The following is a 26266-nucleotide window of genomic DNA, read 5'->3' on the forward strand; positions in this document are numbered from 1 at the left end:
ATTTCATACCAAAAATATGTATCACAAGCCCAGTTAAAGCTGATGCCATTAATTTTGAATATGCTTTAGTTGCAAAATTTTTATAAGGCTTTGCTCTGTGAGCACCCCAAAAATACAAGGTTAATATATTTGTAGCACCCTGAGCTTTTAAAATGTTTGGCAGCACGCTTGGCATTTGAGCATGCCCTGTTTCATGTGAAAGTAACCATGCAGCAGCATGAGAGTTACTTCTATTGACCATATCTCTTTCAAGCAAAAGACTGTGATCAGCTGGATTATATAGAGCACCGACATAGATTTTATTTCCAAATGGATCAAAGGCATTGTTAACCAGTAGCATTTTTTCAGGAATAGCTAAGCCAGACTTGTCACGAAGAGACTCTTCTACTTGTGCAACAGAAATGCCATCTGTAAAAAAAGTCTGATTTTTTGCGCTTTCTTGATCGATATGATAGTCCCACTTCATTGCACCGACTGAAGCATGAAATAAGCCAATAATTATCATAAAAAGCACATTTGTTTTTTTCATAAGAACCCCACTAAAATTTATTTAATTTATCATAGAAACAGTATACCAGAAGGGCTTTTTTAAACAATGGCTGCTACTTTTTATACATGGCAAACGCATCTAAATTGGCTTAGTGACGCAAGATAATAAGCTTTGACCATATGCTTTAGTGGCTCTTTCACCTCTCTACTTATTCCTTGTGGCTTGACCACGAGGTCCAGCATAAAATAAAAATCATTACATTATGCTTATTTATAAGGACTTTTTATAAACTTCTGGATCCTGTGGTCAAGCCACAGGAAATAAGTGGTATGGATTAGTATTTATTTTACTTCAGCAATATTATCGTAATGTAGCCACCCTTTAGATGCATTTGCCATGATTGTTTCTACTTCTAAAATAGGCATTTTTACGAGAAATCGCCTGCAAAAAACAGTGCGAAAAATGCATCAAGGCGATACTGACTACCGCCAGATTTTAAGGCTAAATCAATTTCATACATTTTTTGATGAGCGGCTTGCAGCTCAAAAGTTGTATAAAGCTTGAAATCCTGCTTTAAAAATGAAAATGGCAAGCCAAAAGAAATCTGCCTTTGGTCAGCAGGAACCCTGCCACCCCACTGCACATAAAAATAACTTTTAAAAAGTTGCTCCGAAAAAAATGTGGTCCAAAATTGATCAGAATAATACGGACGAACCGCAGACCATTTCACAAAAAACTCTTCTGCTTTTTTTTCAAAAAACAGCTGGCTTAGATAGAATAATGAAATATCAGAAACAACTAATTTTTCGACCCACGAATCAAAAAAACTATCCATGTTTTTACCCAAAAGACCTGCATAATCTTGCAGCAAACAGATTTGGTCGAGAGAATATTCTTTATTGATTCGATATAACTTTGTAAAAAACAGTACCGCTACTTCTGGCTTTACCGCATTATATAAAATTGATATTTTTCGAATTTGATCACTTTTATAGCTCTCTTGAATAGATATAAGGACTAATGAAGTAGTTTTAGATAAACCAGATGCCTCTATTTCTTCTTGCTCAACAAAGCCAACGATCCGATGCGGGCCTCTGTAAGTCGAAATAAATTTAACCCAATCTGATCTTTTTTTCTTAGAAGAAATAAGTGATAAATCACCAAACCAATAGAGTTGAGTTTGGCCTAAAAAGGTTGTGTGCAAACTAATTTGAATTTCAGATAAATCAGATTCAAGATTTATCTTTTTTAATGGTTGATCGACATTTTTTTGAATAAAAATTAATAATCGATCAAAAAAAAGTGGGCTATAGCTTTTTCCAGTAAACAAAACAACCGAATTATTTTCTGCAAGCACTGATGAAGTTTGTGCAAAAAACTCTGTTATTTCCATTGTACGGTTTCCATTCTATTGTTTATATGGAAAAGCTATAACCCACTAATAAAATCTATCTATCGTTATGATTTGCAAAGTCTAAACGAATTTTTCCAGATTCAGGATCAAAATCATCAACGACAACTTTAATCATGTCATCAATTCTATAATATTTATCCAATTCACGTTGTTTATCTCTTGATATTTTTGAGATATGAAGCAATCCAGCTTTTCCTGGTGCAATATCAACAAACAAACCAAAGTCTGACAAACGTGCAATGTAACCATCTAAAACCATACCTGGCTCTATTTGATCAGCTAAGATTTTAACCCATGCAACAGCCATATCAATGTTTGATCCTGGCGCTCCAAAGATGTTTACATCTGAGCCTTCAATATCAATAGTTGTTCCAGTATGCTCAATAATTTCTTTAATAATCTTTCCGCCAGAACCAATAATTGCACCAGCTTTGTTTGGATCAATAGGAATTGAGATCATACGAGGAACTCTTGCAGAAAGTTCTTTATTAGGCTCTGTCATAACCTTTTTCATTTCACCAAGGATATGTAAACGTGCTTTTTCAGCTTGCGCTAAAGCTTGCACGAAAACTTGACGAGGAAGTCCACCTTTGTATTTGATATCCATTTGAATTGCATTAATTCCAGATGCAGTTCCTGCAACTTTAAAATCCATCAATCCAAGTGCATCTTCAAATCCAGTGATATCAGTAATCGCTTGGAATTGTCCTGCATCATCAGACAAAAGTCCCATTGCTATTCCAGCAACCATGTCTGTAATTGGAACACCGGCATCCATTAAAGCCATAGTTGATCCACAAACTGTTGCCATAGAGCTAGAACCGTTTGATTCTAAAACATCAGAAATAATTCTGATTGTATATGGAAATTCTGTTTTGGCAGGAAGTACACGTTTGATTGCTGATGCAGCCAAATGTCCGTGTCCGATTTCTCGACGACCAGGACCACGCATTGGTTTAGCTTCACCAACAGAAAACGGAGGGAAATTGTAATGCAACATGAATCCAATATCAATTGGTTCATTTTCAAAAAGATCATCTATTCTTTGTGCGTCTTTTCCACTACCTAAAGTTACACTAACTAAAGCTTGTGTTTGACCACGTTGGAAAAATGAAGAACCATGCACTGATGGAAGCAAGCTTACTTCAGTAGCAATGTTTCTAATATCTGTAAAGTTTCTACCATCAACACGTACTTTACGTTTTAATGTTTCAACGCCAACAGCATCATTTAATACATTGTCAAAAACATAATTAATTTTGTTTTCTTCTTCGCTTTTAGCTACAACGTGTGCACCAACATGCTCAGCATGGAATGCTACCTTGATTTTTTTGATCGCATCTTTAAGTGCTTGTTTTTCAGAACCAACTTTAAAAATCTCATCGATTCTTGATGATGTTAAAAAACTAACAGCATTGTTATGCCATGAAGTCCAATCAAAACCATCTTGGTATGTTGTATTTTGAGCGACAGCGACTTCTTTACAAATTTCTTCTTGCCAAGCTACTTGTTCTTTAATCGTTTCATGTGCAGTAAATAAAGCATCCACAAGTTCAGCTTCTGATAAACCAGCAGCACTTCCTTCAACCATACAAAGACCATCTTTTGTTCCTGCTGCAAGCAACGCAACATCAGAAAGTTCTTGTTGATCTCTGGTTGGATTAATAATCCATTGACCATCGATACGACCTACTTGAACAGCACCAACAGGACCCGCAAAAGGTATGCGAGATATTGATAATGCAAGTGAAGCAGCAACTAAAGTAAGAGGAGCTGGTAAAGCTTCTTTATCAAGCGAATACACAGTTGAAAGAACTTGTACTTCATTAAAGAAGTAGGATGGGAATAAAGGACGAATTGATCTATCAATCAAACGACTGACTAAAACTTCGTGATCTGAAGAACGACCTTCTCTTTTAAGGTATCCACCAGGAATTTTTCCAGCTGCTGAAAAATATTCTCTGTAGTCTACAGACAACGGCAAAAAACCTAGAAAGCTTTTTGTTTCTGCCATAACAGCTGTTGATAAAATAACAGTATCTTTATGGCGAAACCAAACTGAACCATCAGCCTGATTTGCAAATTTTCCAATCGTTACCTCGTATCCAAGACTATTGGACTTAAAAGTTTTGACCATTCTATTTATCTCACTATCGTTATATATTATTTTCTGATTCCAAGACGTTTAATCACATCTCTGTAACTAGCGTCGTCACATTTTTGTAGATAGATTAAAAGTCTTTTTCTATCATTAACCATTTGCATCAGTCCACGTTGTGTACTGAAGTCTTTTTTATGAACTCCCAAATGACCTTGAACAACAGCCATATTTTTTGTTAGGAGAGCTATTTGAACAGCGGTTGAACCAGAATCCTGTTCATTTTTGCCAAATTCTTTAATAAGAGCTAATTTTTCTTCTTGTGTTAACATAAAAACCTTATTGTATGGTTATACACTTGTATCTCATTTATATTTTCAAATCTATGTGCACACTCACCACAAACTTTTAAGTTCATGGTAGGCGCGAGCGGGATTGAACCGCTGACCCCTGCTACGTCAAAGCAGTGCTCTACCACTGAGCTACGCGCCTGATGTTTCTATTTATGCACAAACATCACCCAAGTATTTCTCCCTAAAGGAAGCAACACCGGTTCCAGCAGGAATTAATTTTCCTACAATAATATTTTCTTTAAGTCCGTATAAATTATCAACAGTTCCATATACAGCGGCTTCTGACAAGATACGAGTTGTTTCTTGGAAAGATGCTGCTGAAAATACGCTTTCAGTTCCTAAAGATGCCATTGTTATACCCATCAATACTGGACGGGCAACCGCAGCAGCTTTACCTTCTGCTCGAAGCGCATTGTTTACTGCTTTAAATTGTACTTTATCAACAAGATCACCGATTAAGAAATCAGATTCACCTGGCAATACAACACGAACTTTTCTCAGCATCTGTTTTGCAATAACTTCAATGTGACGATCATCAATATCTACACCTTGTAAGCGATAGATTTCTTGAATTTTGTTCACAATATAAGTTTGTAAAACGTCTGGCCCCAAGATTCTTAAAACATCTTGAAGTACTGGTAATCCATTAGTTAACGAGTCACCAGCTTTGACTTTTTCACCTTCAGCAACAATCAATTGACGATCTCTTGGTACTAAATAGTTAATCGAGTTTTCACCAGAAGTTACAGATACTTTACGATGTCCACGATGCAGACCACCAAAAGCTACTTCACCGTCAATGTCAGAAATAATTGCCGCATCTTTTGAGATACGAGCTTCAAATATTTCAGATACTCGAGGTAAACCTCCAGTAATATCACGCGTTTTAGTAACTTCTTTTGGAATTTTAACAAGCACATCACCAATTTCCACTTTTTGCTTATCAGAAACAAGTAAATATGATCCATGCGGTAAATAATACTGCAAGCGAGCATCTTCATCTTTGTTTACAATTGCAAGAGCTGGTTGATATTTATCCGATTTAAATTCTAAAATATAGCGCAATGATTTTTGCGATGCTTCATCGATCTTTTCTTGGCTCGTAATATTATTGATTAAATCAATATATTCAATATAACCTTCTTTTTCACCAATGATGACATCGTTGTGCGGATCTAATTTAACAATCTCAGTATCCGCTTTAATTTCTTGCCCTTGTTTTACCAAGAGTGTTGCGCCATATGAAACTTGAACCTCTTGAAGTTCTCGTCCGTTTTCTGAAAGAATTCTTACACAACCCTTACGACTCACAACGATATCTTGACCATCACGATCAACAACCGTTCTAATATCATGGAATTCAATTCGTCCTGCATATTTTGACAGGTACATTGCTTGTTCCGCAAAACTCGCAGTACCCCCGATATGGAAGGTTCTCATGGTTAGCTGTGTTCCAGGTTCACCAATCGATTGAGCTGCGATCACACCGACAGCAACACCAACTTCTATCAATTTACCTGTTGATAAATCCATTCCATAACACTGAGCACAAATGCCACGTTTTACCTGACATGATAAAACTGATCGCACAGATGCTTTAAGTACATAAGCGTCTTTGAGTGAAATAAGTTCATCTCTTGTAATTAATTGACCACGTTTCAAGAGAACTTCACCAGTCAAGCTATCTTTCAAGTCTGAAACAAGCACACGACCATTTAAACGTTTTATTAACGCGTAAATAATTTTACCTGATTCTTTCAAATCTTCTAAGGAAACATGACCCAAGGTTCCACAATCATCCATAGTCACAACTACATCTTGAGCAACGTCAACTAAACGTCTAGTCAAATAACCAGAGTTTGCTGTTTTCAACGCAGTATCGGCTTGACCTTTTCGGGCTCCGTGTGTTGAAATAAAGTACTCAAAAACGTTTAAACCACTTTTAAAGTTACTTTTAACTGGAGTTTCGATAACGTCGCCTGACGGCTTAGACATCAAACCTCTCATAGCAACCAGCTGTTTAATCTGTTCTTTTGTACCACGCGCTCCAGAGTCAATTGACATGAAAATAGGATTAAACCATTTGAAGTCTTTATCGATATTTTCATACGCTTGATTATCATACTCTTCATATTGCTGATACATTTCTCGAGCAATTGAAGCTGCTGTATGATGCCAAAGACTAACTACTTTGTTTTCGCGCTCACCATTTGTAATAGCTCCGCTCTTAAACAATGCTTCAATCTTAGTAACTTTTTTCTCTGCATCAGCGATAGCTGTTTTTTTACTTTTTGGTTCAATTAAGCCTTCCATTGGGAAAGATATTCCACCCAATGTTGCATAACTAAAACCAAGTTCTTTTATTTTTTCTAAAAATTGTACTGTTCGATCAGAACCAAATTTATAATAAATATGTTCAACTAAACGTCCAATATCACTTTTTCTAAGCAAACGATTAACGAGTGTAAAGTCAGCGCCATCAGGAAGAACGTCATATAAAATTGACCGTCCTACTGTAGTTTCTGCCATTTCACCAGTTTTCAATCTTAAAGTAATCCCAGCATGCAAATCAATTGATCCACAACTGTAAGCTGCAAGAACTTCTTTTTCACTTGAAAATACCGTGCCTTCTCCACGAGCAAATCTACGAGATTTAGTCATGTAGTAAAGTCCAATAACCATCTCTTGAGACGGAAGTGCAATTGGTTGACCGTTTGAAGGAGAAAGTAGACTTCTTGTAGAAAGAACTAATCTTTCAGACTCTTTTTGTGCCTTGCAACTTAATGGCAAATGCACAGACATCGTATCACCGTCAAAATCCGCGTTGAATGCACTACAAACCAATGGATGAATTTTAATCGCTTTACCATTAACCAATATTGGATAAAAAGCTTGAATACCTAAGCGGTGCAATGTTGGTGCACGGTTTAGAAGTACAACTTTTCCTTTTACAACAGTATCAAGAGCATCCCAAACTTCAGTTGTCGCTTCTTCAACCATTTTTTTAGCAATACGCAAGTTTGAAGCTATTTCGCAACGTAGCAATTCTGCATAAACGTGCGATTTAAATAGCTCAAGAGCCATAACTTTAGGAAGTCCACATTGACTCATTTTCATTTCTGGATCAACAACGATCACAGAACGAGCTGAGTAATCAACACGTTTACCAAGTAAGTTTTGACGGAACCGACCTTGTTTACCACGAAGCATTTCGCTTAGTGATTTCAAAGGACGTTTATTTGATCCACGAACTGGTTGACCTCGACGACCATTGTCAATCAAAGAATCAACAGCTTCTTGGAGCATACGTTTTTCATTTTTAATGATAACGCTTGGAGCTTCAATCTCTAACAATCTTTGCAAACGAACGTTTCTATTCAGCACTCGACGATATAATTCGTTCAAATCTGAACTAGCAAAACGTCCACCTTCAATAGGCACAAGCGGTCTTAAATCTGGTGGCAATACAGGAAGTATATCCATAATCATCCACTCAGGACGAAGCGAAGCACTTTTTAACGCCGACAATATTTTTATACGACGCATCATTTTGTGTTTTGCTGCAACAGAAGTTGAATTAGAATATAATTCATGTAGGTATGCTATTTCAGCACCCAAATCCATAAGTTGTAATACTTCTTTTACTGCTTGAGCTCCACTGTCAGCCTTAAAGCCAAGATCATCAGGATGATTAATCAAGTATTCTTCATAATCAGTAGAAGAAATCAATGTTTTGCGAGAGTAAGGCGAATTACCCTGATGAATCACTAAATATGAATCAAAATAAACAATTCGCTCTAAATCTTTTACTGAAATATCTAAAATAAAGCTGAGGTAGCTCGGAGTGCCCTTAAGGTACCAAATGTGACAAACCGGAGAAACAAGCTCAATATGCCCCATTCGTTCACGGCGAACGCGACATTGAATAACTTCAACGCCACACTTTTCACACGTAACACCACGGTGCTTCATCCGTTTATATTTACCACAATTACATTCCCAATCCTTTTGAGGACCGAAAATTCTAGCACAAAACAAACCATCTTTTTCTGGCTTTAGAGTTCTGTAATTGATTGTTTCAATTTTTTTCACTTCACCATAAGATAAAGCTTTTATCTTTTCTGGAGAAGCAAGCCGTAATTTAATTGCATTAAATTGAGAAGGCTGAACATATTCTCTAAATCTTTGTAAAATTTGATTAGACACCTAATTCCTCCCTTCCAGCTTTAAATAAATCAATTTGCAAGCCTAAGCTTTGAAGTTCTTTAACCAAAACGTTAAATGACTCTGGTATTCCAGGATCTGGGATATCAGTACCACGAACAATTGTTTCATACACTTTGTGTCTACCAATAACGTCATCAGATTTGTATGTTAACATTTCTTGGAACGTATAAGCAGCACCGTATGCCTCAAGAGCCCAGCCTTCCATTTCTCCGAACCGTTGTCCCCCGAAATTAGCTTTACCACCAAGAGGTTGTTGCGTAATCAACGAGTATGGACCAACAGAACGAGCGTGCAGTTTATCATCAACCATATGGTTCAGTTTCATCATATAAATTGTTCCGATAGTCACAGGTTGATCAAAATGATCACCAGTTCTACCATCTCTAATTTTATATGTTCCACCTTGCGACAATCCACACTCTACAAGAAGTGGTTGAATCTCAGCTTCAAAGTCAGGTCCTTGGAAAATAGGAATTTCAAAATGAACACCCTGACGAGCAGTTTTTTGTGCAAATTCCATGATTCCATCTTGCTTATGACAAGATTCAATTTCTTTTACAATTTCTTTGCCGTAGATTTTTTCTAATGATGCCTTAACAAGATCGTAAGATTTTTGCTCTACTAATTCTTGAAGCATCACGCCTAGTTTTTTACCAGCATATCCGAGCACGGTTTCTAAGATTTGTCCAACGTTCATACGAGAAGGCACACCTAGAGGATTTAAAATAATGTCCACAGATTGTCCATTATCTAAATAAGGCATATCTTCGCGAGGTAAAATATTAGAAATAATCCCTTTGTTACCGTGTCGTCCAGCAATTTTATCACCGACAGATATTGGTCTTTTTGAAGTAATGTAAACCTTAATAACCTTAATAACACCAGACGGTAAATCATCACCCTTTTTATAGAATGCAATTTTTTCTTCTGTCATGCTTTTTAAGATTGCAAGCTTAGTTTCATAAGAAGATTTTACTCTTTCAAAACTTTCCATGTTATCCGATTCTTTACATTTTAAGGTAAAGATCGTTTCCATATCTGCAGCTAACAATTTTTCACGATCAAAAAGGTCTTTTGTTACTAAATCTTTAGAAACTTTACCAACCGGTTTTTGATCATGTAGTAAATCAGCCATTTTAGTTTTAACTGACTCTAACAGCGCAGAAATCAATTTTTCTAAACTACGTTCAAGTTTTTCAACTTTGACCGTTGCATCTTCTTTATAGCGCTTATCTTTTCGAGCACCGCTACGAGAAAATATTTTAATATCAGAAACAGTACCTTCAACTCCAGGTGGTACTCTAAGCGAAGTATCTCTTACTTCACGAGATTTCTCACCAAAGATAGCACGCAACAATTTCTCTTCAGGAGAATATTGTACGTCACCTTTTAAAGTTACTTTTCCAACTAAAATATCACCAGGAACAACGCGAGAACCCAATTGGATAATACCGTATTCATCAAGCGGAGCTAAAGCTTTTTCGCTGACATTTGGAATATCTCGAGTGATCTCTTCAGGCCCAAGCTTAGTATCTCGAGCTTCAACAGTGAATTCATCAATAGAGATTGACGTAAGCACGTTATCAACTACAAGACGTTGACTTAAGACTATAGCATCCTCAAAATTGTAACCACGCCACGGCATAAATGCCACGGTTAAGTTTGCTCCAAGCGCAAGCTCTCCATCTGTTAAAGAAGTACCATCTGTAAGGTATTCACCCTTGCAAACATTATCTCCAACTTTAACAATAGGCCGTTGATGAATCCATGTGCTATAACTTGAACGGTTAAATTTTTTCAAACGATATGTTTGAATGCCTTTATCAACCCATGACTCTTCATCAGAAAAATCAGTTTCAGCTGAGGCAACAATAATTTCATCAGAAGATACATACCTTACAACACCAGAGCGCTCAGCAATGATTGCTGCACCAGATGATCTAGCAACTTCTGATTCCATACCAGTTCCAACTAAAGGAGCCTGTGGTAAAATCAAAGGCACTGCTTGACGTTGCATGTTTGCACCCATAAGCGCACGACTGGCATCATCATGTTCCAAGAAAGGAATTAATGCTGCAGCAACAGATACTAATTGTTGAGGAGACAAATCAATAGCATTAATTTGTTTTGCATCAACTAAGATAAAGTTCCCAGCGTGTCTTGCGATAACTTTATCATCAACAAGGCGCTTACCTTCTTCATCAGCAGCATCTGCCTGTGCAATATACAATGACGATTCTTCAAATGCGTCTAAGAAAACAACTTCATCTTCAATTTTCCCGTTTTTAACAGGACGGTATGAAGACTCAATGAAACCAAGATCGTTCACCATTGCATACGTTGCAAGTGAAGAAATAAGACCAATTGTTTGACCCTCTGGAGTCTCAATTGGGCAAATTCTTCCATAGTGAGAGTTGTGAACGTCACGAACTTCATATGTTGCTCGATCTTTCATCACACCGCCGGGCCCGAGGGCTGACAGTCTTCGTTTATGAGCCAATTCCGCAAGCGGATTTGTTTGATCCATAAATTGTGACAATTGACTTGATCCAAAGAATTCTCTTAAAACAGCGCTTAGCGGCTTAATATTTAAAAAATCTTGAGGCATTAAAGCATTGTGCGCTTCTTGCATTCTGAATCGCTCTTTTGCAATTCTTTCAATGCGAGAAAGAGCTGAATAAACTTGATTACCAAGCAATTCACCCACAAGACGCACGCGTCTATTACCCAAGTGATCAATATCATCAAGCTCACCAAGACCACGTTCGCGCAAATCAATTAAATATTTAATTGTTGCTAAAATGTCTTCAAGCGTTAGGGTTGTTACTTCTTTTGAAATAGAAAGACCCAACTTTGAATTCATACGAACACGACCAACTTGCGCTAAGTCGTAATAACTGCCAGAGAAAAATTGACGATCAAGACGATCTTTTACTTCAACGATAGAAGGAACATCGCCAGGCCAAACTTTTGCATGAAGTTCATGCAATGCATCTTCACGTGATTTACATGAATCATTAGATAAACTCGTTGCAATCGTTGGCTGGAATGTATATCCATGAGAATTAACTAAATCTAAAACAATGTTTTTATGTTTTGCGAGCTCTAGGAATGAATCTTCTGTTAAAGCTTCGCCTTGCTCAACAATAATTTCCCCAGTTGAAGGGTCAACAATGTCTGTACGAGCAACTTTATGCAATAACAAAATAGATGGAGTTATAACTCTATCTATTCCTAAATCTGTAAGACTTTTAAGCGTTTCTTCTGTTACTTTTGTACCGACGAAATCAGCCTCAATACCTGCAGGCAACATATCTTTTACTATTTGCAAACCAATTAAATTTGCATCAAGTTTTTTATAAAAGATTCCATTATCAGCATGAATAATATCAGCATCATAAAATTTCGGTAGAATTTCTTCGCGAGAAATTCCAAGCGCCTGCAAGAATGCAGTCACAAGGACTTTCTTTTTTTTATCGATTCTGACGTATAAACAATCACTTGTGTCAAATTCAAAATCTAACCAAGAACCACGCATTGGAATAATACGCGCAAAATAATAAGGTCGGCCACGTAAATCTTTAGTTTTTTTGCTTTTTGAAAAAACAACACCAGAAGATTTATGCAACTGACTTACAACTACACGATCAACACCATTAATGACAAAAGTTCCCTGACTACCTAATCGATATTGACCATTACGTTCATACGAATCAACCATGACTGGAACATCTGTAAAATATACATCCTGTTCTTTAATGTCATGAATTGTTTTGTTTTCCTGTTCGTCAATATCCCAAGTAATAAGCTGAACTTTAACTTTAAGCGTGAATGCGAATGTTTTTTCACTATCACGACAATCTTGTACAGAAAAAGGTATGCTCAGCTCAACGCGAGAATGACAGGTCGCACAAACGATATAACGCTTAGTTTTCGAGCTTCTGTCTAAACGGGAACATCCCATTTTTCCAGTTACTGAATCTTTCCACGTGTATCGATTTGTTATTCCAGCAAGTCCACCACAAGAGCATGCCCATGTACCCAGCTCATAACTCACATAATCAAGTGAGATTTTTGGGCCACATTCAATTGGAAATATATCCCTAAAGGCTTTTTCAAGCCCTATGTTTTTTCGCTCTTCTGGCAAAAAATCAAGTTGGACAAATTCATTGAACGAATCTGATTGAACTTCAATCAGATTTGGAACAGGAACAAGTGATTTACTTTTTCTAAAAGATTTTCGTAAAACAAAATTATCAACGGTCGAGCAAGATATCATGCTCCTCCTTATCGAATAAACCACACAAAGTAACAGCCGCTTTCAATTGTACATACTCACCAAAAGTTGGTCTTACGCCAATTCTACTTTAGCGCCAGCACCTTCTAATAATTCTTTTGCTTTTTTAGCATCATCTTTTGAAGCCGCTTCAATAACTGTAACAGGAGCGCTCTCAACTAATTTCTTAGCTTCACCAAGACCCAAAGTTACAACTTGACGAACAGCTTTGATAACTGCAATTTTATCAGCACCAAAATCTTTTAAGATAACTTTATATTCTGATTTTTCTTGAGCAGGAGCCGCAGCTTCTACTTCACCAGCACCAGCAGCAGGAGCTGACATTGACGCCGCAGAAACACCAAACTTTTCTTCTAAAGCTTTTACTAGCTCAGAAAGATCTAAAACAGACATTTTTTCAACTGACTCAATGATTGAATCGAAATTTTTTGACATGGATGTCTCCAAAGAAAATTAAACAAACTATTTTTAAAACAAATACAACACTATAAACTTCTTTTTTCAGCAATTACTGCTGTTCTTCTGTTGATTCTGCCACAACTTCTTGCGCAGCTTCTTCCACAGGCTCAGCAACAGGACCAATTTTTTGAGCCAACACTTGCGATAGAACCCAAACAAACTGTGCAACAGGAGCATTCAATACACCACAAAGTTGCGCCAACAAAATTTCTTTTGAAGGAATTAATGCAAGCTTTTTAGCGACCGCTACACCATCAAATAATTGTGACTCGCAACAGCCAGCAACAATTACAAACTCTTCATGTTTTTTTGCAAAATCAGCAAGAACTTTTGCAACGCCTGTATAATCAGATTTAACAAAGACAAGCCCAGTTTGGCCCTTCATTAAAGACAACATACCCAAGCTTTCAGCTTCCTTGCTCATCGCCAATTTCATAAGACGATTTTTTGCAACTTTAAATACACCGTTTTTTACTTCTAATTTAAATCGCAATTCTTGCAGCTCAGGAACCGATAGTCCTTGATACTTTACAATAAAAGCGGCTTCACTAACCGTAAACTTCTCACTTAGCCCCTGTATCAAATTCTCTTTTTGATGTCGATTCATTTTTATACCTTCTTATCGAGTTATCTTACTAAAAATTATCCACATCGACACTAACACCAACACCCATTGTAGAAGAAACGGTAATTTTACGAATAAACTTTCCTTTAGAAGATGATGGCTTTGAAGATCCTAAAACCTTCAAGAACTCATTCATGTTGTCATGCAACACATCAGCACTAAAAGAAACTTTTCCGATAGAAAAATGGACTAATCCATATTTATCATTTTTGAAGAAAGATTTACCTTTTTTCAATTCTTTTACAACAGAAGCAACGTCTTCATCAACGGTACCTAATTTTTTATTTGGTAATAAACCTTTTGGCCCGAGAACTTTTGCAAGCTTACCAAGACGAGGCATAAGATCAGGAGTTGCAACAGTGTATTCGAAATCAATCCAACCACCGATAATTTTTTCAACCAAATCTTCAAAACCTACGTAATCTGCACCAGCAGCTCTTGCTTGATCAGCTTTAACGCCTTCAGCAAAAACAAGAACTCTAGTTTTTTTTCCTGTTCCATGTGGTAAAACAACACTTCCGCGAACAACTTGTTCACCTTTAGAAGCATCAATTCCCAAATTGACAGAAACATCAACAGATTCATCAAACTTTACAAATGATAACTCTTTAACTTTTTGTAGCGCACTTTTGCCAGGCAAAGCAGCCAACTTGCTTAAAGTATCTTTCGCCTTACGATAGCTTTTTCCATGCTTAATCATAGTAAAAATCCTTAACCCTTAAATAACCTCAACACCAATACTGCGAGCAGAACCAGCAACAATTTTAATTGCGCCATCTAAGCTACGAGTATTAAGATCTGGAAGTTTAATTTTTGCAATTTCTACCACATCACTCATCGATATCTTACCCACCTTATTATCGTTTGGACGAGCAGATCCCTTTTGAATGTTTATTTTTTTGAAAATCAACTCAGTTGTAGGAGGTGTTTTCAGAACAAACGTAAACGTTTTGTCTTTAAAAACAGTAATAACAACTGGAACTGTTTCGCCTTTACGATCGGCTGTTTTAGCATTGAATTGCTTACAGAATTCCATGATGTTAACACCATGTTGACCAAGAGCAGACCCAACTGGTGGAGCAGGCGTTGCTGCAGCACCCTTGATAAGAAGCTTTAGCTTCGATTTAATATTTCCAAGATTTTTTGCCATAAGCATTACACCATTAATTATGTATTATTTTTTTACCTGATTAAAATTCAATTCGACTGGAGTCATTCTTCCAAAGATACTAACCATAACCGTAATACGATCATTTTCAGCATCAACTTTTTCAACCACTCCAACAAACCCCGAAAACGGGCCTTCTGAAATTGAAACTTCACTATCAACCATTAATCCATCTTTATCCGCAGACAAGACGACACCGCCTTTAACTGTTTCAAAAATACGATCAACTTCTTTTTGAGAAAGAGGAACCGGTGTTCTACCACCAAGAAACCTTAAAACCCGAGGAACCTCGAGAACGATTTGCATAACCTCAGGAGACAGATCCGCCTCAACAAGCATGTAGCCTGGAAACAATTGCTGATCTTCTTCTCCGCTTGAGCTAAAAACTTGCTTCATTTTCGCAGAAGGAAAATGAACACCACCAAACTTTTCACACAAAGGAGATTCTTGAATACGACGCTCAAGATCAGCTTTGATCTTAGCTTCGTAACCTGCATAGACTTGGACTACATACCAACGTTTCATAACCAACAACCTTACCGGACCACCCTATTAACGACCAAATACAAGAAACTGGAAAATTCTTAATATGCCAGTATAGAAAACATAATTTATAAGACCTAAAAATATCGCGAATGCGACCATAGTTATTAAAACAACGACGACCGCCCCTAAAAACTCACTTCGAGATGGCCAAACGACCTTTGATAACTCGACGCGTACTTCACCAAAAAACGTGTTTAGATTTTTCATGTTTTAAACCTTACCGACCTTACAAAAACAATTTTATGGCAGGCCAGGAGGGACTCGAACCCCCAACACGCAGATTTGGAGTCTGCTGCTCTACCATTGGAGCTACTGACCTATTTCAATGACAGAGCCCAACGTGGCCACTTCATTTGCCAACTCACCTATCTTTTATGGAGCCCGCGATCGGATTTGAACCGATGACCTCTCCCTTACCAAGGAAGTGCTCTACCACTGAGCTACGTGGGCATAAACATACGCACACACGTACATTCATTTATTTCTTAATTGTAAAGCAAAAAGCAGAAAAAAACAACTACAATTTGCAAGGACTCATATAAAAAAAATAGAGCAAAAAAATGGAGCTGGCGGCTGGACTTGAACCTGCAACCTACTGATTACAAATCAGTTGCTCTACCATTGAGCTACGCCAGCTTATTATTTTTATTTCAAATATCTTTAGGAAGATGGAGCGGGAAACGGGACTCGAACCCGCAACCTACAGCTTGGAAGGCTGTCGCTCTACCAATTGAGCTATTCCCGCACACAGTATCTTAAGTCAAGATCCAAGATCTTAATCTAAGACTTTGTAACCTGGTGGCGAGAGAAGGATTCGAACCTTCGAAGGCAGAGCCAACGGATTTACAGTCCGTCCCCTTTGGCCACTCGGGAATCTCGCCTAAGATATATTTTTTCTATAAGATTTCAAAGGATTTTTTTAAAAATTCATAATCCGATATAGATATCGTAAGTATTTTTTAAAACTTATCAACGAAAACTTTAAAAATCTTTAATAAAAGAGTTTAAATAGTTTTACATTTTTGCGATAGATACAATCAAGATCGTATGTTTTTTCAAATTTCTGATCTATTTTAAAAATAATCAGACATAAAACATTTTTATTTTACTTACATATTCAAGACTTTGCAACTGATTATTTTACGACCTTGAGCAGCCACCATCCAGCTTATCCCTTAAAAGATCTTTGACCTCTTGAACACAAGAACTACATCCAGTACCAACACCAAGCTTTTGCGAAAGCTCTTCAAATGTCTGGCTTCCTAGATCTATGGCCTCAATAATCTCTGAGCGCATCACGCCCATACAGGTACAAACCAAATAATCGGCAGTCTCTTTTGACCCCTGACATTTTCCATTGTTTTTTTTACAGCAACCCATCTATTTACCCGTTCTTATTTTCAATTTCATACGTTATCAATCTTTCTTTTGAACCAAGGACTTCTAAATAAACCCTGCAAACATTACCCAAAAGCGCTGACTCAACTATCTGTGGCCACTCGATTAGAACCACACTGTTTGGCTGATCTAAATATTCAAAAAAACCTGCTGCTTCAAACTCTGACAAATTTTTCAACCGATACAAATCAAAATGGTAAGCAATACGACCATCACAAAGCTCGTAAATATTTACGTAGGCAAACGTTGGGCTCGATACAGGCTCACCAACACCCCAATGCCTTAAAAGCGACCCTACGATGGTTGTCTTGCCTGCGCCAAGGCCGCCAGTGAGTGTCACCACGGGAACCTTGTCAACGTCCAAGGCAAAAGCCCTAATGACTTGCTCAATATTATCAATATTATACTGTATGCTTTTTTTCATTTTAATTTTTCATTCATTTTGTCTATCAAATTTTATCTATTTTGCGCATTATCTGCTTGTCTGGCTTTGAAGCTTTTTTTCCACCCCGAGCACGAGGAGACCCTTCATGGTGATCTTTTTGCAAACCTCCTTTAACCAAAACACGGCTTGCTTGCTCCATAAGCCTATCTAAATCGCTCAAAGGGGTACTCGACTTGTCGACTAATTTATTATCAATCATTTTATAAATTTCTTGAGCGACATTTTGCTCGTTTTCTTTTTCAACTTGCATAACATGATTAAAAATCTTGTAAAAATCATAGGATCCAATCGATGCAACATTTGCATCGTCTGCGCTGTGACACAACTCTCGATCAGAACTGACAAGCAAAGCGTCTGCCCCTGGATGCGCCCTGAGCCAATCTTTGATAAGATCGTCTGCAGTTCTTTGTTGACCAGAATACAACACTGTCACGCCACCACACCGAACAGTTGATGGAAAGTATCCAGGCCCAGCATCAAAAATTAGGATGATCGGATTATGTCTTACCCCGACATAATGCTTAAAAGTCTCTATCCACTTTTGAGAAGCTCGATCATCAATAAATTTTTGACCCGTAACTGATTTTATATAATTGTATGCATCGATTACTATAATCATACTTTTGGCGCTATAGCCATATTTTTAATCATGTTTTTTACACTTTTCTTCATTGTCGCGCTTGCCAATATTGTTAAAATCTGGCATTATTTACTTATATCAGCTTTTACAAAAAAAGCTTTTACAAAAGTGTTTATTCTGTCTTCTTGGGGGTCTTTTTATGTTCTTTCTTTCTAAAACAACTCGGTTGTTTCTGCTCAATTTCTGCCTTGGTCTTTTTATCACTACGCCAACCGTACAGCCAAATGGCCTTTGGTCGCAAATTGCGCCCCGTATGGCAAGCAATGTTATCAACACAAATCCAAGCAATCAACAAATTTTACAGATTTGCACCTGTAACGCCTTGTCACAAAGTGGAATGATGCAAGATGAAGTTAACGCAGAACTACTTCAAACCCTAGACAGCCTACATGTTTTTTCCCACGTAGTTCCAAAGCTTGCACAAACCAATCTCTTTTTTGGATACCTAGTTTTTGCAAAAAACTTCACAGAGCTCACAGACAACATACAAACATTAAAAGACCGTCAAAGGCTCACTACTTTTTTACAAGAAAACCAAGATTTATTTAACACCTTAGATCAACAGATAAAAAGCCTTCTGGAAATAGAATCTAAGATATTATTCCATTTTTATCCAAAACAAACAGCATCCGGCTTAAGCATTCTAGGTGAGGCTAAACCCAAAACTTCTATGCAAGAAAAGCGATCCTATCTATCAAAAGCATCCATGGAAAAAAATATTAAATCACATAAATATTGGCCAAAAGCAAGACAAATTGGCATGACTGGATGGAACGAATGGCAGCAACGAATGAAGCTTGTTGCCGCTGTCACTGTATGCATGGCTGCATCATATTATGTATATAACTTTGACAAAGTATGCAAAGAAAACAAAATCGGCCTCATGAATGGCTATGAGATTTGGTATGGAACCCAAAAAACAATAGTTGTGGATGGAAAAACAGTTACCCTAGCTCCTGATCCAGCAAATTATCCAAAATTATCAAGCTTTGGACAATCTCAATCTGTTGTCCAAATAGCCGGACATATGTTTAATCTTTACCTTTTACAGCAATCTGTAAAAAAAGATTTTGACAGCGCCTATGAAAAGCAACAACTTTTAATTGGGCTAAGCGATATCTTTCAAGTCGCTCAAAAAATAAGCTCTGCGGTAGATAAGCATCCCGAAATTAAAAATCTATTTGTGCATTTTGATCAAATTAAAGCATTGGCTAGCTATAAAACGTACCAAGCAAGCGATGGTGACTATAAAGAAGTTAAAATCTCTGCAAAACTTAAAGCTTTTTTAGAGATTTTAAACACATCTTCATTTAAAGGAAAACCAAGTTATTACTTTTCATGGCAAGGAAAAATAGAACAAGCGCACATTGAATTTTTAGAAATCAAAGATGAACTTGTTCCATTTTTAGAAGCCTTTGGAAATATCGATGCTCAACTTTGCATCGTTAAAATATTAAATCAAAAAAACAATAATTCTTTTGGGGCTGTAGAGTTTTGCCAACCAAAATGGATTCAATCAAATCTACCAGAACTTTGTAGCATTAATTTTTGGCATCCAATGCTACAAGCAGACAAAGCTATAACAAATTCTATGTTTCTTGGTGGCAGACATGGAGCTGTAAATGCAATTGTTACTGGTGCAAATGCTGGTGGAAAAACAACATCCCTGAGCGCTATCATGATCGGACAAATCATGGCACAATCCCTTGGAATTGCTCCATGCCAAAGCATGACTTGCACACCGTTTGCAAAGCTTCATACCTACCTAGACATCACTACAAACCTTGCTGAAAACGAGTCATTGTTTATGGCGCAAGCAAACCGAGCAGAAAAATTACAAAACTCAATTAAATCATGCCTGCCAGGACAAAAATGTTTATCAATTCTTGATGAAATTTTTACCGGAACCCGAGCAGATTTTGCATCACAAGCATCGTTTGAATTTGCACAAAGCCTTGGATCAATGCCTCACAGCATGTGTATTCTTGCAACCCACTTTCCACAGCTGACAAACCTTGAAGCCCTTAAATTGTTTACAAACTACAAAACGCAAGATGCTACGATCACAAGTGAAGGAACTTTAATCTATCCTTATAAAATAGTTCCTGGAATTTCTGATCAAAATATCGCAAAACACATCCTTTATAAAAAAGGAATCCTAAAAAACTTAAACAATTAGATTAATATTGATATCATTTTTTAATTTTTGCAAACAGCCAACAATTCATTGGAGTTTTTTATGTTTCTACAAATAATGCTCTTAACCTTTTTCATTCCAATTTTATCAGCCTTAATTACATGTGTTTTTAATCAAAGCTCTTGGACTAAATGCATACATATTATTGTCAGAATAGTTACAATACTTGCGTTGTACCTGCTTTCTTTAATTATCAAACCACTAGGCATATTTCCAACAGAATCATCATTCGCCTACAAATGCTTTATAGGCATAACCATTGGACTTTGGACATACTACTGGATGAATAAATCAGGCCTAAATCAAAAAAATTGCCAAACAAAATAATCTAACTTTTATAAACCTAAAATCCATGGGGGATTTCATATGAAAAAATCATTGCTAACAATAACTCTTGCGGCTTTTTGCTCTCAAACCTGCCCGCAAGAACAATCTTTAATTGAAAAAATCAATCTTTCAAGAGCTATGAACGCTTACTCAAAGCACATACAAACTAAAATTGATGCTATCATTAACAGCTATTATGGATATGGCTACGAGCCGGCATCTCAAAAGTATCAAGACATGGGCCTAGAAGCTCAAAAAGCTGTAGGTATTTCGCCAGATCGAATTTTGCCAATACTTAAATTTTCTCCAAGCTCTAAATTCGGACAAAAGTTTGTTGCAATTGCTGAATCTAACGCGATATACATAAACGAAGATATGTTTGATAATATGTCTTATGGCGCACAACGATTTACACTTCTTCATGAAGCTACTCACGTAAAACATCATGACACTGCAACAAAAGGCCTTTTAAAGCCAATCAGCATCTTATCTGGAATAGCAACATATCAAGCAATGAATAAATTAAACATTGTTACTTTGCGAAAAAGCTTAAGTGTAATGGTCTGCATATCCACATTTTTCTATTTGAACAGCAAGTACACAAAGCTGATTGAAAATAGAGCTGACACACAAGCTATGATTGCAACAAATTGTGCATGCTGCATAGCAGAAGAAGTAAAGCGCAAAACAGATATGTTTGAAAAACAAGCAGCTGCATTTAAAGCGGCTATTCAAAGCGCTCCAAAAGAATATAAAGAAGTATTCGAAAAATATCTTGCTGGCCGAAGCATAGAAGAGTTCCTTGAAGAATCTCTATGCGCCCAAGGTTACCTTTACAGATCAGACCTAGAAAAAGCAGCTAAAGAGTTGGGCGATAAAAAATGCGCTCATCACACAGCTCAAGAATCTAAAAAATAATTTTACTTAAAAAAAGTCTGTTCAAGGTTTGAAAAAGGCCAAGCATTTACCGCTTGGCCTTTTTTTTGTAAAAAACTTGTCCTGTCAAAAAGATCAGCGTAGGATATCTAAAGACATAGAAAAGAGAAGAACTACCTAAAAAACATAGTTAATAAAAGAAAAAACGATGTCACAACTGATTCAACTAAAGCAAAGAATTAATGCAATTGCTTCAATTAAAAAAATAACGCAAACAATGCGCTTAATTTCTATGTCATCACACTCAAAGCTCAAAAAGCAATCAGACAGCCTGCAGCGATTTAGAAACGAAGTAAAGCCAATGCTGTGCGCCCTAAAACAAGGTACGCACGAGTCAGAAGATCAACACAACGCAAAGCATAAAAATTTATTTATTATATTTGCTTCAGAAAAAGGCCTGTGTGGTAACTTTAATAGCTCTATGTTTAACTATTTTAACCAGCATTTAACTCCAGAGGCTTTGGAAAACAGCCATGTCATCAGCGTAGGGAAAAAAGCGACTGGATACCTGCAACAACGGCACATTTTGCCCCTGGTAGAATTTGATAAAGTTCTGCCAAACAAACTTGAAAAAATCGCTCAAGATTTGTACGAAAAAATAAGCTTCATTCATAAAAACTATGACTCAATTATATGCCTATCGAGTAATCCAAAATCGTTTTTTGTGCAAGAAGCCCAAACAACAATCTTAATTCCGATTCAACCAGATCCATGCGACTTAGAAAATAAAATAGTCCTTGATGAATATCAATGGACTCAAGATCGCCAGTCTGTCACAAAATGCATGTTTCAAATTTTGCTCAAAACAAACATTTTGCTGGTGTTAACGAATTCAATGCTTTCTGAACAATCAGCCCGCTTTCTTTCTATGGATAGTGCAACTCGTAGCGCTGAAAATCTACTCAAAAGCATGAAACTTACCTTCAACAAGCTTCGTCAGGCAAAAATTACACGCGAGTTAATCGAACTTATTTCTGGGTTTTAATCTATCTAAGTTCAATTATTGCGCCAAGAGATCTAAGCTTTTCATCTAAGGTTTCATATCCTCTTTTCCAGTGATGAGAACCATCGATAACGCGAGTTTCACCTTCAGACGCAAGCCCTATCAAAGCAAGCGCACATGCTGCACGAATATCAGTTGCAATCACTTGCGTACCTACCAGACCCGGCATTCCTGTTAATTTTGCATAGTGACCAGTAGCACAAATAGATGCTCCAAACTTATTCATTTCTGGAACATGCAAAAACCTATTTTCAAAAACAGTTTCTACTATTTCACAGCTTCCTGTTGCAGTAACTTGCGCTGCCATCATTAATGCTTGTAAATCTGTAGGAAATCCAGGATATGGACCAGTTTTAAAAGATACGGCTTTTGGAAAATCTGTTGCTTGCAGCCTGACACCAAGGCCACCTGCACCAACTGTGACTGTATGCCCCATCTCTTCAAGCTTCATTAAAAAAAGCTCCATGGCATTGCCATCAGCCTGAGGTAAAAACACATCTCCTTTAGAAATAGCACCAGCTATTAAAAGCGATCCAGCCTCAAGACGATCATACATGACGGAATATCGTATCGAGTACAATGTTTTAACTCCGCGAATTCTAATCATCGCAGGAGGGGCAATTTCGATGTCTGCTCCCATTTTTTGCAAAACAGCAATAACGTCAAGCACTTCAGGTTCAAGCGCAGCATTGACGATCCACGACTCGCCTTCAACCAAAACAAGAGCCATCATTAAATTTTCTGTTGTCCCAACGCTTGGATAATCCAAAACAAAACGTTGCGGAGTCAGCGTTTGAGCTGTTGCGTACAAGAATTCATTGTCTTGATACACATCTGCGCCCATCTTTTTAAAGTTTTTAATATGATAATCGATTGGGCGAGCGCCAATTGCATCACCGCCAGGCATTGCAATTTTAACCGATTTAAACCGAGCCAAAAGAGGTCCGAAAACCAAGAGAGATGCTCTAAATTTTTTTACTGATTCTTGCGCCAAGGGACGATTTTCAAGATATGTTGTGTCAACTTCTAATATGTTTTTTTCAGCGTCAAATTGAACGGTTGCTCCAAGAGATTCTAGCACCATTATCATTTGATAAACGTCAGCGATAGCAGGAACATTTTGCAAAGTAGATTTACCTCGAGTGAGCAGCAAAGATGCCATTATTGCGAGCACCGCATTTTTCGCTCCAGACAATGAAACTTCACCAACAAGTGGACCTGATTTTTTTATATACACATATCCTGGAGACACAAACAAATCCTTTTACAAAGAGATTTTTCAAAAATTAACCGACTTAGATAAGTATAACTTTAATAAAAAAAATTTCACGAATTCTTAAAAAATTATCCTCTTGAAAAAAAACAAAGTAGGACCTATCCTGACAGAATAATAAAAATAATAATATTAAAAAAATGAGAAGAACCACCATGAAAAAAACATTATTTTCTTCAATTTTATTGTCCTTATTTTCTTTGTTTGCACTTCCTGAGCAATCAGGATCTTTAACCATAATTGGTGGGTCTATGTGTGCAGGAAAATCATCAAGGATCATAGAAACCGTTCGTAGAGCAACGCTTTCAAATATTAACATCTTAGTTTTCAAGCCCGCAATTGACAACAGAAAAATGTTAAATCTTGAACAGGACCCCCTCACATACATCCCTTCAAGAAATGGCAACTGGATTGATTGCATACCCGTACAAACAACCGCTCAAATGGCAGAAATTATAAAAAAGTCTCAAGCTATTATTATCGTTATCGACGAAGCGCACTTTTTCACACCAGAGTCTAAAGAATTTGTTGAACTCATCAGATTTCTAGTTGAATCTGGGAAAAAAGTTATTATTGCCGGACTAGAGCTAGACTTTCGAGGCGAACCTTTTGGCCCAATGCCAGAACTTTTAGCCTATGCTGACAAAGTAATAAAACTCACTGCAATATGTAGTAAATGCGGAAACGACACCTACTGCCTTACACAGCGCCTCGTTAATGGGCAGCCAGCTCATTATGACGATCCATTATTTTTAGTCGGAGCAAATCAATATGAACCACGCTGCAGAAGCTGCCACATTATTCGCAAAGACGAACGCAACGCTTAACTATGTACGCCGATCGTTTCATAAAGACTAAAAAACCCAAACTCCTCTTTTATAAATTAGCTTAGATACTATAGCTCTGCGTAAAACATCTCATTGAATTGTTTAAGCTTCGAGATAAATTTACGCATGCTTAAATTAAAGCTTAAGCATTTTGTGCAATATTATGGATTTTTTTATACTCATATGATAAAAAATAGTATCAATTTAATCGTGCAATGGCTTAAGAGCGTAAACATGTCTATGCGATATAATCTAAAAATTTTTTTACCCGTTATCGTTCTCGCAGGATTTTCATCAGCATTATCTCTTGAATCTAAACCAGAGCGTCACAATACTATTTCTGCCGTTTCTGATTATAAAAACCCTTGTAAGAATAATTTAGGTTCAAGGTTTGATTCGATGATGCAATCACCCTTTACAAGTCGCGCTTTAAGCCTGCGTGAGCAAATTGAAATAGCTGCCTACATACAAGTGCAAGATGCTATCTACCGTGAAAAGTTTAACATGGGATTTTATGAATTTGATCATGCCATGCGACTTGGATATGAGGATTTTATACATAAAAGCTTTAATGATCTGAATTTGTCTGACGAGGCAATTAAAGAACTATGGCAAACATATTTAAATAGTTCTTGGTGGAAACGACCGAGCAAGGTCGAAAAATATAGTAAAGTCGTCCAAGAGAAAATCAAAAAACGAAACAAGCTTGAAAAGGCAAAACAAAAAGTAGAGCAAGAAGCTCTTGATCGCAAAAATAAGGCTGTCGCAATGCAGCAAGACGAGGCAAAGAAAAAAGATGCAGAACAGCGACTGATCAGCGATCAAAAGGCTGATGAACAGCAACTTGCCATAGAAGAGCAAAAAAGATTAGCTCATGCACTTCTTGACCAAGAAGCCAAAGAACAACAAGAGGCATTAATTTTTTATGAGCATCTGATAAAACAAGAATATCAAGAATGTGATTTTGATCTTGCCAATTGTCCAGCCCTTGGGCTTGAAAAGCAGTGGCAAGATCGTCAAGAAGCGTTGTCGACAACCATTGAGCAAGATTTTATTCAATTTGATCAAGCGTACCACCTAACTCCGCAAACGGTTGGTTTTTTAGCTGCTCATGACATTGATTATAATAATTATCAGGGTTTTTTTGGCACCGATTTGCAACAACAATTACACGGTGAGATGTGTGATGCTTTATCACAAGCAGCAACTTTGCAAGCTAGTCTTCCATGTCAGAGCAATTTGCAAACAAGCGTTGTTGATTTTGCAGATGCCGCTTACGATGCAAATAAAAACCAACAAGTTTTATTAGCGTCTCAGCTTATGGATGTTGATTGGATTGTCTTGAGATTGTCGCGAGAGATAGCTACAGCTGCAATTCCGTACGGGAAAGCCGTTGCATCTGGCGTGGTTCATAGCGCTAGTGATTTTTTGCACATGGCCGCACACCCTATTGAAACATGCAAAGGCCTTGGCAGAGCACTATGTTTTGTTTTAGAAACGACTGCGCTAAATAGTTCAGAAATTGTTCTAGAATTCCCAGAAA

The 26266-nt window shown here is 37.2% G+C and carries 22 protein-coding genes and 6 tRNA genes; 6 read left to right on the forward strand and 22 right to left on the reverse strand.

Going from position 1 to position 26266, the window contains the following annotated elements; all coding sequences use genetic code 11:
• The 21 genes from NTU89_03470 to NTU89_03570 form a co-directional block, all read right to left on the reverse strand.
• Positions 1-529, reverse strand: a 529-nt coding sequence (locus tag NTU89_03470) for a hypothetical protein (protein MCX5923600.1), incomplete at its 3' end; no start/stop codon positions are given.
• 388 nt (positions 530-917) lie between these two features.
• Positions 918-1883, reverse strand: a complete 966-nt coding sequence (locus NTU89_03475; GenBank protein MCX5923601.1) for a hypothetical protein — start codon at positions 1881-1883, stop codon at positions 918-920.
• A 55-nt stretch (positions 1884-1938) separates the two neighbouring features.
• Entirely contained in the window at positions 1939-4041 is a 2103-nt protein-coding gene (pnp, locus tag NTU89_03480; GenBank protein ID MCX5923602.1) for a polyribonucleotide nucleotidyltransferase, read from the reverse strand.
• A gap of 26 nt (positions 4042-4067) precedes the next feature.
• Entirely contained in the window at positions 4068-4334 is a 267-nt protein-coding gene (rpsO, locus tag NTU89_03485) for a 30S ribosomal protein S15 (GenBank protein MCX5923603.1), read from the reverse strand.
• 85 nt (positions 4335-4419) lie between these two features.
• Positions 4420-4494 (reverse strand) — tRNA-Val (locus NTU89_03490).
• An 11-nt stretch (positions 4495-4505) separates the two neighbouring features.
• Entirely contained in the window at positions 4506-8561 is a 4056-nt protein-coding gene (gene rpoC / locus NTU89_03495) for a DNA-directed RNA polymerase subunit beta' (GenBank protein ID MCX5923604.1), read from the reverse strand.
• Complete coding sequence (gene rpoB / locus NTU89_03500; protein MCX5923605.1) at positions 8554-12861, reverse strand: DNA-directed RNA polymerase subunit beta; 4308 nt, start codon at positions 12859-12861, stop codon at positions 8554-8556. The genes rpoC and rpoB overlap by 8 nt, the downstream gene beginning before the upstream one ends.
• Before the next feature lie 72 nt (positions 12862-12933).
• The gene (gene rplL / locus NTU89_03505) at positions 12934-13314 is read right to left on the reverse strand and encodes a 50S ribosomal protein L7/L12 (protein ID MCX5923606.1); all 381 of its coding nucleotides are present in this window, start codon (positions 13312-13314) and stop codon (positions 12934-12936) included.
• A gap of 73 nt (positions 13315-13387) precedes the next feature.
• Positions 13388-13945 carry a 50S ribosomal protein L10 gene (rplJ, locus tag NTU89_03510; protein MCX5923607.1) on the reverse strand — a complete coding sequence of 186 codons (558 nt, stop codon included), beginning with the start codon at positions 13943-13945 and terminating at the stop codon, positions 13388-13390.
• A 28-nt stretch (positions 13946-13973) separates the two neighbouring features.
• A complete protein-coding gene (rplA, locus tag NTU89_03515) occupies positions 13974-14663 on the reverse strand; it encodes a 50S ribosomal protein L1 (GenBank protein ID MCX5923608.1) in 690 nt (229 codons plus the stop codon).
• A gap of 18 nt (positions 14664-14681) precedes the next feature.
• On the reverse strand, positions 14682-15113 hold the full coding sequence (gene rplK, locus NTU89_03520; protein MCX5923609.1) for a 50S ribosomal protein L11: 432 nt from the start codon (positions 15111-15113) through the stop codon (positions 14682-14684).
• 24 nt (positions 15114-15137) lie between these two features.
• A complete protein-coding gene (gene nusG, locus NTU89_03525) occupies positions 15138-15656 on the reverse strand; it encodes a transcription termination/antitermination protein NusG (GenBank protein ID MCX5923610.1) in 519 nt (172 codons plus the stop codon).
• A 27-nt stretch (positions 15657-15683) separates the two neighbouring features.
• The gene (secE, locus tag NTU89_03530; protein MCX5923611.1) at positions 15684-15884 is read right to left on the reverse strand and encodes a preprotein translocase subunit SecE; all 201 of its coding nucleotides are present in this window, start codon (positions 15882-15884) and stop codon (positions 15684-15686) included.
• 36 nt (positions 15885-15920) lie between these two features.
• Positions 15921-15996 (reverse strand) — tRNA-Trp (locus NTU89_03535).
• Positions 15997-16052: 56 nt separating this feature from the next.
• Positions 16053-16127, reverse strand: a tRNA-Thr gene (locus tag NTU89_03540).
• Positions 16128-16238: 111 nt separating this feature from the next.
• Positions 16239-16313, reverse strand: a tRNA-Thr gene (locus tag NTU89_03545).
• A gap of 33 nt (positions 16314-16346) precedes the next feature.
• Positions 16347-16422: transfer RNA gene (locus NTU89_03550), tRNA-Gly, on the reverse strand.
• Between the two features lie 51 nt (positions 16423-16473).
• A tRNA-Tyr gene (locus NTU89_03555) sits at positions 16474-16558 on the reverse strand.
• Positions 16559-16817: 259 nt separating this feature from the next.
• Positions 16818-17057, reverse strand: a complete 240-nt coding sequence (locus NTU89_03560) for a (2Fe-2S)-binding protein (GenBank protein MCX5923612.1) — start codon at positions 17055-17057, stop codon at positions 16818-16820.
• 4 nt (positions 17058-17061) lie between these two features.
• Entirely contained in the window at positions 17062-17499 is a 438-nt protein-coding gene (tsaE, locus tag NTU89_03565; GenBank protein ID MCX5923613.1) for a tRNA (adenosine(37)-N6)-threonylcarbamoyltransferase complex ATPase subunit type 1 TsaE, read from the reverse strand.
• A 25-nt stretch (positions 17500-17524) separates the two neighbouring features.
• Entirely contained in the window at positions 17525-18139 is a 615-nt protein-coding gene (locus tag NTU89_03570) for an NYN domain-containing protein (GenBank protein MCX5923614.1), read from the reverse strand.
• Between the two features lie 160 nt (positions 18140-18299).
• Between NTU89_03570 and NTU89_03575 the strand changes: the two genes are divergently transcribed.
• The 4 genes from NTU89_03575 to NTU89_03590 all read left to right on the forward strand — a co-directional run bounded on the left by NTU89_03575 (position 18300) and on the right by NTU89_03590 (position 22605).
• Complete coding sequence (locus NTU89_03575) at positions 18300-20339, forward strand: hypothetical protein (GenBank protein MCX5923615.1); 2040 nt, start codon at positions 18300-18302, stop codon at positions 20337-20339.
• A 60-nt stretch (positions 20340-20399) separates the two neighbouring features.
• The gene (locus NTU89_03580) at positions 20400-20684 is read left to right on the forward strand and encodes a hypothetical protein (GenBank protein ID MCX5923616.1); all 285 of its coding nucleotides are present in this window, start codon (positions 20400-20402) and stop codon (positions 20682-20684) included.
• Positions 20685-20723: 39 nt separating this feature from the next.
• Positions 20724-21602, forward strand: coding sequence for a hypothetical protein (locus NTU89_03585; GenBank protein ID MCX5923617.1), 879 nt, complete (start codon positions 20724-20726; stop codon positions 21600-21602).
• A gap of 166 nt (positions 21603-21768) precedes the next feature.
• Positions 21769-22605, forward strand: a complete 837-nt coding sequence (locus tag NTU89_03590; protein ID MCX5923618.1) for a F0F1 ATP synthase subunit gamma — start codon at positions 21769-21771, stop codon at positions 22603-22605.
• 1 nt (position 22606) lies between these two features.
• Here NTU89_03590 and murA read toward each other — a convergent pair whose 3' ends face one another.
• Entirely contained in the window at positions 22607-23875 is a 1269-nt protein-coding gene (murA, locus tag NTU89_03595) for a UDP-N-acetylglucosamine 1-carboxyvinyltransferase (protein MCX5923619.1), read from the reverse strand.
• Between the two features lie 176 nt (positions 23876-24051).
• On the opposite strand from murA, the gene NTU89_03600 reads away from it, so the two are divergent.
• Both NTU89_03600 and NTU89_03605 read left to right on the forward strand, forming a co-directional pair.
• Entirely contained in the window at positions 24052-24723 is a 672-nt protein-coding gene (locus NTU89_03600) for a thymidine kinase (GenBank protein MCX5923620.1), read from the forward strand.
• A 234-nt stretch (positions 24724-24957) separates the two neighbouring features.
• Positions 24958-26266: hypothetical protein (locus tag NTU89_03605; GenBank protein MCX5923621.1), on the forward strand; the 1309-nt coding region annotated here is incomplete at its 3' end.

It is taken from the genome of Candidatus Dependentiae bacterium (genome assembly GCA_026389065.1).
In the GTDB taxonomy this organism is placed as follows: domain Bacteria; phylum Babelota; class Babeliae; order Babelales; family Chromulinivoraceae; genus JACPFN01.